Annotated in this window: 8 protein-coding genes; 7 read left to right on the top strand and 1 reads right to left on the bottom strand. The window is 35.1% G+C overall.

Annotated features, from left to right (window positions below):
* From VQL36_RS12655 to VQL36_RS12645, 3 genes are all read left to right on the top strand, one after another.
* Positions 1–906, top strand: a complete 906-nt coding sequence (locus tag VQL36_RS12655) for a selenium metabolism-associated LysR family transcriptional regulator (RefSeq protein WP_349249665.1) — start codon at positions 1–3, stop codon at positions 904–906.
* A gap of 400 nt (positions 907–1,306) precedes the next feature.
* Positions 1,307–2,173: a PHP domain-containing protein gene (locus VQL36_RS12650; protein WP_349249664.1), complete on the top strand. Its 867-nt coding sequence runs from the start codon at positions 1,307–1,309 to the stop codon at positions 2,171–2,173.
* Positions 2,174–2,209: 36 nt separating this feature from the next.
* On the top strand, positions 2,210–2,332 hold the full coding sequence (locus tag VQL36_RS12645; protein WP_349249663.1) for a hypothetical protein: 123 nt from the start codon (positions 2,210–2,212) through the stop codon (positions 2,330–2,332).
* A 75-nt stretch (positions 2,333–2,407) separates the two neighbouring features.
* On the opposite strand, the gene VQL36_RS12640 is transcribed toward VQL36_RS12645, so the two are convergent.
* Positions 2,408–4,174: an NFACT family protein gene (locus VQL36_RS12640; RefSeq protein ID WP_349249662.1), complete on the bottom strand. Its 1,767-nt coding sequence runs from the start codon at positions 4,172–4,174 to the stop codon at positions 2,408–2,410.
* Between the two features lie 176 nt (positions 4,175–4,350).
* Between VQL36_RS12640 and VQL36_RS12635 the strand changes: the two genes are divergently transcribed.
* The 4 genes from VQL36_RS12635 (at position 4,351) to VQL36_RS12620 (ending at position 11,834) form a co-directional block, all read left to right on the top strand.
* Complete coding sequence (locus VQL36_RS12635) at positions 4,351–7,119, top strand: calcium-translocating P-type ATPase, SERCA-type (RefSeq protein WP_349249661.1); 2,769 nt, start codon at positions 4,351–4,353, stop codon at positions 7,117–7,119.
* A 285-nt stretch (positions 7,120–7,404) separates the two neighbouring features.
* Positions 7,405–8,238 carry a diaminopimelate epimerase gene (gene dapF / locus VQL36_RS12630; protein ID WP_349249660.1) on the top strand — a complete coding sequence of 278 codons (834 nt, stop codon included), beginning with the start codon at positions 7,405–7,407 and terminating at the stop codon, positions 8,236–8,238.
* A 269-nt stretch (positions 8,239–8,507) separates the two neighbouring features.
* Positions 8,508–9,710: a nitrate/nitrite transporter gene (locus VQL36_RS12625; protein WP_349249659.1), complete on the top strand. Its 1,203-nt coding sequence runs from the start codon at positions 8,508–8,510 to the stop codon at positions 9,708–9,710.
* A 243-nt stretch (positions 9,711–9,953) separates the two neighbouring features.
* Positions 9,954–11,834: a bifunctional homocysteine S-methyltransferase/methylenetetrahydrofolate reductase gene (locus tag VQL36_RS12620; protein ID WP_349249658.1), complete on the top strand. Its 1,881-nt coding sequence runs from the start codon at positions 9,954–9,956 to the stop codon at positions 11,832–11,834.
* Positions 11,835–11,842 lie beyond the last annotated feature (8 nt).

The raw sequence follows: 11,842 nt of genomic DNA, 5'->3' as shown, positions 1-11,842 counted from the left end.
ATGAATTTCCATCAACTTCATATTTTTTTTACTGTTGCTGAAAAAGGTAGTTTTTCTGCAGCTGCACAATTTTTACACATGACTCAACCTGCTGTAACGATGCAAATACAAGCGCTTGAGGAACACTTCGGTACTAAATTGTTTCATCGTACAACTAAAAAAGTAGTTTGTTCTGAAGCAGGGAAGACCTTATTGCCGTACGCGAAACAGAGCATACATTTAATTAAAGAAACAGATGAGGCAATGTCTAAATTTACACACTCTTTAAAAGCTAGATTGCAGTTAGGTGCCAGTCTTACTATAGGTGAATACATTTTACCAAGAATTTTAGGTCCATTTTCATCTGAATATCCAGACATTTCAGTTAGTTTAAAAGTGAATAATACAACTCAAATATTAGATGAAATATTAAAGCATAAATTAACGTTTGGATTAATAGAAGCAGAAATACATCATCCAGATTTACAAACGCAATCTGTTCTAAGTGACGAACTTACATTAATATTACCTTCAAACCATCCTCTTTTGGAGTTAGATATTTTAATGCTAGAAGATGTATTAAAATATCCTTTTATTTTAAGGGAACAGGGTTCTGGAACAAGACAAGTTATGGAAAAAGAATTATCTAAACATGGGGTTGAAATAAACGCTATGAATATTGTGATGGAATTAGGTAGTACAGGTGCAGTTAAATCAGCTGTGGAATCTGGTTCTGGTATATCCATACTTTCACATTCATCTGTAAAACATGAAAAAACCCTAGGTTTGTTACACACTAGAACGATCCATGGCGTTTCTTTTAAAAGAGATTTTTATTCAGTACATATAAATACGGCTATTTTGCCAATTTCAGCCATCACTTTTTTGAACTTCCTTAGAGAACGTGACATCGGTAAATGGCTTTAAGCAACCCCAAAAAGTGAAGGGAAGCTCTGAAGAATAATCCGAATACTTTTCGGGGACCCCATAACGATTATTCCTAAAAAAGTGAAGTCAGCCTTTGAAGAGTATACCCAGTTCATGGATGAACTGGTGTCGGAATTGCCAACATGGAGGTGGCAGTTTATAACCGACCGATTACTTTTTCAGGGAACCGGGAGAATCTAAAAAAAGTATGGTGAAGCTTTAGGTTAGTCCTTTTACTTTTGCGGGGCCCAGATCCGATTAAATTTAAATCGAAAAAGTGAAGGGAAGCTCTGAAGAATAATCCGAATACTTTTCGGGGACCCCAGAACAATTATTCCTAAAAAAGTGAAGAAAAGCTTTGTAGGTTAGTCTAGTACTTTTTAGAATTTAAATAATAGAAATGAAAGTTGGTCTTAACATGAATAACAACAATCAATACGTAGATCTTCATACACATACTTTAGCCTCTGATGGACTTCATCTTCCAAGCGAAAATGTAAAAATGGCCAAAGAAAAAGGTTTAGCAGGTGTGGCAATTACGGATCATGATACTGTTTCAGGATTAAAGCAAGCAATAGCTGAAGGTGAAAAAATTGGAATTGAAGTTGTTCCAGGTATTGAAATTAGTACTGTTGCTAATAAATTGGATATTCATATACTTGGCTACTATATAAATTATGAAGATACCATTTTTTTAGAGCGATTAGATCAACTTCGTGATGTTCGATCTATTCGTAATGACATGATGATTAAAAAACTGCAAGATCTAGGGATAGAAATTACGATGGATGATGTTTTAGAGCTGGCCCCAAAGAAAAAAACAAGACAAACCGTAGGAAGACCGCATATTGCTGAAGTGCTTGTTCATAAAGGAATTGTTAAAACGATTAAGGAAGCTTTTGAATTATATCTTGGCAAAGATGGGAAAGCATTTGTAAACCCTCCACGTATCCATCCTTCTGAAGCGGTAGATTGGATTAGACAAGCAGGTGGTGTTGCCGTGATCGCACATCCTGGATTATATGAAAATGATGAATTGGTGGAAGAGTTAATTCAACATGGGGTAGATGGATTAGAAGTATATCATTCTGACCACAACGCTGAAGAAGAGGATAAGTACCTTAGATTAGCTAATAAATATCAATTGGTCGTAACAGCAGGTTCTGATTTTCATGGTGAACGAAATGGTGAAGTGTTCCATGCTCCTATTGGTGGTCGAAAAATAAATATAGAAGTTTTATCGAAGCTGAAAAATAAAATCAATTGAAATTCATTAGGTATTGAACAGTATCATCTCAAGTTCGTGGATGAATATGTCATTTTATTAGATGATGGAAATCAATACTTACTTCGTGATGAATCAATTGAGAAAATGCACGATTTGATTGATTATGCAATAGTAAACAAATTAAGAGTAGACTCATAATGTATAAAAATAGTATGCCACAGTAGTTTGGCATACTATTTTTTAGCTCTCTTTTTAAAATATAAATACTCTGAACTATTTCACACAATGCTCCATCTTTTTAATCACTTCTTCCTCAGGTGTGATAAAAACCGTTTTCTGATTGTCGTATATCACATACCCAGGTTTTGAGCCATTTGGTTTTCGTACATGACGAATAAGAGTATAGTCAACAGGGACTTGGCTTGACTCCTTTGCTTTACTGAAATAAGCTGCAATCATAGCGGCTTCTTCTAATGTTTTTTCTCCAAACTCGGTACTTTTAATAACAACATGTGAACCGGGTATATCTTTTGTATGTAACCATGTATCTTTGTAACTTGCAAAACGGTTGGTTAAATACTCATTTTGCAGATTATTTTTTCCTACGTAAATTTGAACTCCCTCACTTGAGGTATAACAAGTTAAAGTAGGTTTGTCATTTTTCTTCTTTTTCTTTCTTCCAGTATTTCTTTTTCGAATGTAACCTTGCTCCATCAATTCCTCTTTTATTTCGTCTATATCTGAGATAGATGCTGAACTTATTTGTTGAAGAATGGTGTCTAAATATTCTACTTCTTTTTCGGTTACTTCAATTTGCTCTTTAACTACTGATACACTATTTTTACTTTTTGTATATTTTTTAAAATAATATTGAGCATTTTCTGAAGGTGAAAACTTTTGATTTAATGGAATTTTAATTTTTCTCTGATCTTCATCATAATAATTGATAACTTCTATTTCTTTATCTCCACGATTGATTTCATGAAGAGATGCGGTAAGAAGTTCACCATAAATACGGTACAAATCTGCTTCCTCAGCCTGCTCAATCGTTCTGTTCAGTTTTTTAAGTTTTTTTATATTTTTATTTTTTTCATTTTGAATTAATTTTAGAAGATCCCCTACTTTTTGTCGTATAATATCTCTTTCAACCTTGCTTCCAAAATACTCGTCCAAACATTGGTTTATGGACTTGAAGGATGTCATATTTCCTTGAACATGTGTAAGCCCTAGAATATTAAATAAAATTTTATTAGAGGTTTCTAAGATAGTGGGCTGGTATTGATTATTTTTTAATTGCTGCATAAGTGTTATAAATGTTTTTATCAATTTCTGCTTTTGTTGTTCGTTCTCTAGAAGTTCGTATACTAAACAGTTTAATGGAATTTCACTCCGACTGACGATTTCCTTAGCCGTAATTGGGCTGAGGCCACTAAAGAGGTTCAGGATAAATTGCCAAGTTTTTTCTTCCTCTTCATGATCTGTATTTTTTATCAACTCATTCATTTGATCCTCTGAACAATTTAACGGATTTATTTTTCCTTGATCTGGAGGAGTGATATATTCTGCACCTGGTAAAACTACTCTATGTCTATTTATTAAGGCATTAACGTGGTGGATACTATCTAAAATCATATTTTTTTCTGTATCCAACAATATGATATTACTATGACGACCCATAATTTCCACTACTATGACTTTGCGATTAAAATCACCTAATTCATTTCTTTGCCTAACTTTGATATGAAATATTCGTTCAAGATCTATTTGTTCAATAGACTCAATAATGCCATTTTCACAATGTTTTCTTAATAACATACAAAACATCGGAGCTTCCAATGGATTTTGAGATGATCCTTCTGTTAAATGAACTCTGGGATAGGTAGGGTTTGCCGATAAAATCAACTTTTGATTTTTACCTTGAGCTCGTATATGCAAACGTATGTCATGTTCGTTTGGTTGATATATTTTATTTATTCTTCCACCCACACAATTTTGAAGCTCGTGTATGAGCGCGTGAATCACTAGTCCGTCTATAGCCATAATTTATATGCTCCATTTCTTGTTTTTAAATCAATACTTTAGTGGTAGTTTTTATTGCAATTATCTCCTTATTTTATACTATATTTGAAAGATTAAAAAGTTCATTACAAAAGTGATATTTTGCGGCTTGTCTGAATACATTTACCCTAGACAGGTTTTAGAGAGGGGGACAAGTGATGAGTCAAAGGAAATGGTACCAACTAAGCACAGATGAAACGTTAGAAGCATACAGAGTAAATGCCAGAGAAGGACTTTCTGAAAAGGAAGTAACTAGGAATAAAGAAGAATATGGGGAAAATGTGATCATCGAAAAACAAAAGATTTCTCCTATTATTCTATTTTTAAATCAATTTAAAGATTTTATGGTGTTAGTATTGGTTGGTGCGGTATTGATATCTGGATTGCTGGGTGAATTTTTGGATGCTATAACAATCATTGCTATCATTATTATGAATGGTATATTAGGCTTTATTCAGGAATTTAGAGCTGAACGGTCCTTGAGAGCTTTAAAGGAAATGTCTGCACCTACAGCTAGAGTGATTCGCAATGGAATAGAGATGAGTATTAAAGCGAGTGAGCTTGTACCTGGGGACTTGATTTTAGTCACTGGTGGTGATCGAATTCCAGCAGATATAAGGTTTATTAATACAAATGGATTACAAGTAGAGGAATCAGCATTAACTGGTGAATCTGTGTCTGTGACAAAACACCATGAGGTAATTGAAGAAGATGAAGTTCCTTTAGGTGATCAACGAAATTTAGGTTTTATGGGAACCATGATTACGAAAGGAACAGCAAAAGGCATTGTTGTTAAAACTGGAATGGATACAGAAATGGGTAAAATTGCAGATTTGATTCAAAATACAGAATCAGCCGAGACTCCACTTCAACATCGCTTAGAGCAGTTAGGAAAAATATTAATTGCATTATCTATTGGGTTGACAATTATGGTTGTTGTTGCAGGAATACTGCATGGACAACCAACATACGGTATGTTTTTGGCTGGTGTAAGTTTAGCTGTTGCGGCTATACCCGAGGGTCTGCCTGCAATCGTAACGATCGCACTTGCACTTGGTGTACAACGAATGATAAAACGAAAAGCCATAGTGAGAAAACTTCCTTCTGTAGAAACGTTAGGATGTGCTTCTGTTATATGCTCTGATAAGACAGGAACGTTAACACAGAACAAAATGACAGTGACTCATTTATGGATGGAAGATAAAATTTTAGAAGTGTCAGGGGACGGTTATAGACCTGCTGGTGAGTTAAAACATAAAGGAAAAACGATGGATGTACAAAAAGACTCATCTATTCGACGTTTAATGCAAATATCAGTCCTTTGTAATAATGCTACTTTGCAAAAATCATCTGATAAACAAAGCAAAAAGAGAAACCAAAAGCAACAAACAGATTGGATCATTGAAGGTGATCCTACTGAAGGTGCCCTGCTAGTATTGGGTGCTAAAGCAGGCATGACGCATTCTTCATTACAAACCTTATATCAAAGAGAAAAAGAGCTTCCGTTTGATTCTGAAAGAAAGAGAATGTCTGTCATAGTAAAACATCAAGGTGGAAAGTTAATATGTACAAAGGGAGCACCTGATTTATTGTTAGATCGTTGTTCTTATGTTTTATGGGAAGGGAAAGTAACCCCATTGAATGAAACATTAAGAAAGAAAATTTTATCTGCTAACGAAGCGATGGCTAGATCTGCTTTAAGAGTTTTAGGGTTGGCTTATCGTGATATAAGAAACTCAGAATCGCAAGATGATGAAGGTTTAGAAAACAATTTAATATTTGTTGGATTAACAGGTATGATAGATCCCCCTCGAAAAGAAGTCCATGAGGCTATATTTAAATGTAAAAAAGCAGGAATTAAAACAGTGATGATCACAGGAGATCACCAAACGACAGCGGAAGCGATTGCCAGGCAATTAGGGATCGTTTATAAGGATGCTGGTCGTATAATCAATGGAAAACAACTTGTTAAAATGTCAGATGATGATTTAGATCAAATAATAGATGATGTTAATGTTTTTGCCCGCGTATCCCCCGAGCATAAACTAAGAATTGTTAAATCCCTTCAGAGAAAAGGTCACGTTGTAGCTATGACAGGTGATGGGGTAAATGATGCGCCTGCTATCAAGGCCGCTGATATCGGAATATCGATGGGAATCACGGGAACGGATGTTTCTAAAGAAGCATCCGCATTAGTATTAAGTGATGATAATTTTACTACAATCGTATCAGCAATTGAAGAAGGTAGGGGCATTTATGAAAATATTCGTAAATTTATACGCTACTTATTAGCTTCAAATGTAGGAGAAATTTTAACAATGTTCATTGCTATGATGATGGGGATGCCACTTCCTTTAGTTCCTATACAAATACTATGGGTAAATTTGGTTACTGATGGGTTGCCTGCCATGGCACTTGGAGTAGATCAAGCTGAGGACGATTTGATGAAACAAAAACCTCGTCCTGCAAAGGAAAATATATTTGGTCGTAGATTAGGTTGGAAAATCATTAGTCGGGGAATTGTCATCGGAATATGCACACTAGCAGCTTTTTGGATTGTTCTAAGGGAAAATCCTGGAGATCCAGATACGTTAGTTAGGGCACAGACTGTTGCATTTTCAACCCTAGTAATGGCTCAACTCATCCATGTGTTTGATTGTCGAAGTTCTCATTCTATTTTCCATCGAAATATTTTTCAAAATATGTATTTAGTTATTGCGGTGTTATCCTCTGTGTTATTGTTATTAGGTGTATTATATATTGACGCTCTTCAACCTATATTTAAAACAGTAGGTTTAGGCTTGAATGAATGGTCATTAGTACTAGTATTTGCAGGAATTCCGAGTTTCTTCTTTGGGGCTGGAAGTGTAGTTAAAACCATGTTTAGAAAAAAGAAAAAAATTAAGTTTAAACCAATGCCAAGGTAACACTTACCCCAAAAAGTGAGGAAAAAGCTTAAGAAGATTAAGCCTATTGCTTTTGCGGGGCCCGGAACATAAAGTTCCAATAAGTGAAGCAAAGCTATGAATGCTTAATCTAAACTTTTCTAAGAACTTTCAAAATCACTAGAAGTGGTTTGGAGGTTCTTTTTCATATGAAAAGTATTGTTTAAGAGATTTCGTCTCTGAATACAAAATAAATGTATTAAAATCTATTTTATTAGTTGTACAATCATGTTAAATTATTGTAGATTAGATTTAAGGAGTGATTTTATGGAATTTACAAAAATGAATGGTTTAGGCAACGATTTCATTATTGTTTCAGGGGAAAACCAATTGCCTGAAAGAGCTTCAGATTTAGCAATTAAAGTTTGTAATAGATATTTCGGTATTGGTGCAGACGGTTTAGTATATATTCTTCCTTCGGAAAAGGCTGATTTTATGATGCGTATTATTAATTCTGACGGTTCAGAGGCTGAGCAGTGTGGAAATGCGATCCGTTGTGTGGCAAAGTCTGTATACGATCATGGATTAACAAACAAAACGGAAATATCAATCGAAACGATTGGTGCGGGTGCACAAAAAGTATGGTTGAACGTAGACCAAGGAAAAGTAAAAACAGTAAAAGTAAATATGGGTGAACCTATTTTACAAGGAAAACAAGTGCCAACAAACATTGATCAAGATGTTGTAGTAAACTATCCAATTGAAGTTGATGGAAGACAGTTTTATTTTACTGCTGTTTCAATGGGTAATCCTCATTGTGTGATATATGTGGATGATGCCGTGAATTTTGATTTAGATACATGGGGTCCAAAGCTTGAGAAGCATCCACTATTTCCTAATAAAATTAACGTTGAGTTTGTTACTGTGAGAGATGCTTCTTTCATGGATATGCGTGTTTGGGAAAGAGGGGCTGGTCCAACATTAGCATGTGGAACTGGAGCATGCGCAACCGTAGTTGCATCTGTATTAAATGAAAAAGCAGATCGTAATGCAACTGTCTCTTTAAAAGGTGGGGATTTATTCATTGAATGGAATGAAGCAGATAATCATGTATATATGACGGGTCCAGCTGAAGAAGTGTACAAAGGAAAACTACTTTAATTATTTTTTTCATCCACATCGTCCGTTTCATTTCTCGGGTAAGCGCAAAAAAATACCAAATATAATTTTTTCTACAAAATACAAAAGCAAAGAACCTTTAGTAGCGTCAAGGGAAGGTTCTTTGTTTATGATGTTTTAAATTTAAACATGTATATAAAATGAATATTTTATGAACTTTTGATCTATCGTGACAAATGTCACATCCATATCCCTTTGGATACGTTTACAATTTAATAAGAATTATCTTTAGTTTAAGGAGTGTGGGTGAGATGAGATTAAAAGAATTTTTAAGAAGTGGACATAACCCAACATTATTTGCATCATTTTTATATTTTGATATTAGTTTTATGATATGGGTTTTACTAGGTCCTACAGGTACGTTTATTGTTGAGGATTTAGGACTGTCAGATTTTGAAAAGGGTATGATGGTTGGGATACCGGTACTAGGTGGAGCGTTATTGCGCATTCCGATGGGGTTAATGGCAGATAGATACGGTGGAAAACGAATCGGTCAAATCGGTATGATTTTAACGATGATCCCTTTAGCATGGGGATGGTTATTCGCAAACAATCTACCTCAGATTTATATGTTAGGATTTTTACTAGGTGTAGCGGGAGCTAGCTTTGCTGTTGCGCTACCATTGGCTAGCCGTTGGTATCCTAAAAAACATCAGGGTTTAGCTATGGGGATTGCTGGTGCGGGTAATAGTGGGACGGTCATTGCCACTTTGTTTGGACCGCGTTTAGCTGAAATGTACGGTTGGCAAGCTGTTTTTGGTATAGCACTAATACCATTATTCATTGCGTTTGTGGTATTTACGATATTAGCAAAAGATAATCCTAAGGCTGTAAAACCTATGAAAGTTACAGAATACTTGCATGTAATAAAACATAAACATACATGGTTGTATAGCTTTTTTTATAGCTTATCTTTTGGTGGTTTTGTTGGTTTAACAGGTTATTTAACTTTATTTTTCTATGATCAGTATGGCGTAAGTAAGGTTACTGCTGGTGATTTCGTTACAATATGTGTTTTTGCAGGCAGCTTTATACGACCAATTGGAGGGTTCTTAGCAGATAAATACGGAGGATTACGATTATTAGTTTTTCTATTTAGCGGCGCAATGATTACATTATTAATAGTTGGTATGCTTCCTCCAGTTTATGTAGCATTAGCTATGTTGTTTTTAACATTACTTTTTTTAGGAGCAGCCAATGGAGCACTATTTCAAGTTATCCCTGTTCAATTTCCTAAAGAGGTCGGACTTTTAACGGGCTTTGTTGGAGCTGCTGGTGGATTAGGAGGATTTTTTCTTCCAAATATATTAGGTACATTCAAAGAACTTACCGGTACTTACACCTATGGTTTTTGGTGGGTATCTGCGACTATTTTAGTTGCAATTGTCATATTAGTAGTTATGCAAAAAACAAGTAGAGTTAGGAATGCTCAGGTTATGGTTAATAAAGTTTAGAGGAGAAGGAAAATCATAGGTATGTGATTTTTTGAAATTGGTGTTAATAAGTTAATAAAAAAGGACTGTCGGAGGTGTGATAAAATTTTATCAACAACCAAAGCGGTCCTTTTTTTGCTGAGGCATAATATTTATGAACAATCACTTATATTGGTTATTTATTAGAAGATTTGCTTAATTACTTATCTTTCTGTTCGTTTTGTGATACATTTAAGTATAATATTTTAAATGTGAGGGATGGAAATGAAACCAGATTTGCGCGAACTACTAAAAAACAATATCATTACTGGAGATGGCGCAATGGGCACCTATTTATATAACCTTGGATTTCCAGTAGGCATTTCGTATGAAGAGTTTAATATGATTAGACCTGATGTTATAGCGGACGTGCATCGTAAATATTACGAGGCAGGAGCTCGTTTAATTGAAACGAATACATTTACTGCAAATAGAGAAAAGTTATCTAAATATGGTTTGGAAAATGAAGTAAATGCCATTAACCGCGCTGGGGTAGATATTGCAAGAAGTGCTGTTGGTGAGGATGCATATGTTGTAGGGGCTATAGGCTCTATCCGAGCTGGTCGTCGAAATAACATCGCAACTGAACAATTGAAAAAAGATTTTGAAGAGCAGGTTGATGCTTTATTAAGTGGGATAGTAGATGGGTTTATTCTGGAAACTTTTTTTGATTTAGATGAGGCAATCATACCTATACAAATCATTCGCTCAAAGAGTGATCTTCCAATCATTTGTCAATTTGCTATAGAGGATGCAGGGCGTACTTCCGATGGGTTTTCTATATCAGAGGCTTTCCATCAAGTTAGAGAACAAGGTGCTGATATTGTGGGATTAAACTGTCGAAGCGGTCCTAATTTGATGTTAAGAACATTGGAGAATGTATCTCTAATAGAGGAAGTTCCCTTATCTGTTTTTCCAAATGCAGGAATCCCGGATTATGTAGATGGGGAGTATACTTACATGGCATCCCCAGAATATTTTGCTCAAAGTGCATTGCGTTTTGCCAAGTTAGGAGCTAAAATTATCGGTGGCTGCTGTGGAACTACTCCTGAGCATGTTAGCGCAATTACTGATGCTCTTAAAGGTTTTGATCCACAGCACCACATTCCACTACCTACTAGACCTACTAAAGATTCAATAGTTCATCATAAAACTAGCGTTTTTAACAATATAATAGAAGAAAAAGAACCTTCCATTGTTGAAATTGTTAAACAAAGACATACAGTTATTGTTGAGCTGGATCCACCAAGAGATTTGGATATAAGCAAGTTCATGTCAGGGGCAGAAGCTTTAAAAGAAGTGGGAGCAGATGCCGTGACCATGGCAGATAATTCATTAGCAGTAACAAGAATGAGTAATTTAGCATTAGGACAGATAATCAAGGAAGAGTATGATGTCCGTCCATTAGTGCATATTGCTTGTCGTGACCGTAATTTGATAGGTTCTCAGACTCATATGATGGGGCTGCATGCTCTAGGAATTGATCATGTTTTAGCTGTAACAGGTGATCCGGCTAGATTTGGTGATTTACCAGGTTCTAGTTCTGTGTACGATACTACTTCTTTTGAAATGATTAGAATGATTAAACAGCTTAATGAAGGCATTTCTTTTTCGGGAAGACCATTAAAGCAAAAAGCAAATTTTGTAGTAGGAGCTGCCTTTAATCCAAATGTAAAACATTTGGATAAAGCAATAGAACGTCTTGAAAGAAAAATTGAGGCTGGAGCAGATTATATTATGACTCAGCCAGTTTATGATCCTAAACTAATTAAGGATATTTATGAAGCTACAAAACATTTAAAAACTCCTATTTTCATAGGGGTTATGCCTCTTGCAAGCGAACGAAATGCAGAATATCTTCACAATGAAGTGCCTGGAATTCAATTATCAGATGAAGTAAGAAAAAGAATGGCAGGATTATCAGGCGAGGAAGGTAGAAGAGAAGGAGTAGAAATAGCAAAGGAATTATTGGATGTGGCTGTAAGTTATTTCAAAGGTATTTATTTGATCACACCTTTTATGTTTTACAAAATGACCGCTGAGTTAACACAATATGTATGGGGTAAAACAAATCATGATAATTACTTGTACCGTATCTCAAAATGAATTAAAAT

The organism is Chengkuizengella sp. SCS-71B (assembly GCF_040100845.1).
Taxonomy (GTDB): Bacteria; Bacillota; Bacilli; order Paenibacillales; family KCTC-33759; genus Chengkuizengella.
Note: the sequence above shows the minus strand (reverse complement) of the source record. Positions and strands in the feature narration are given on the sequence as shown.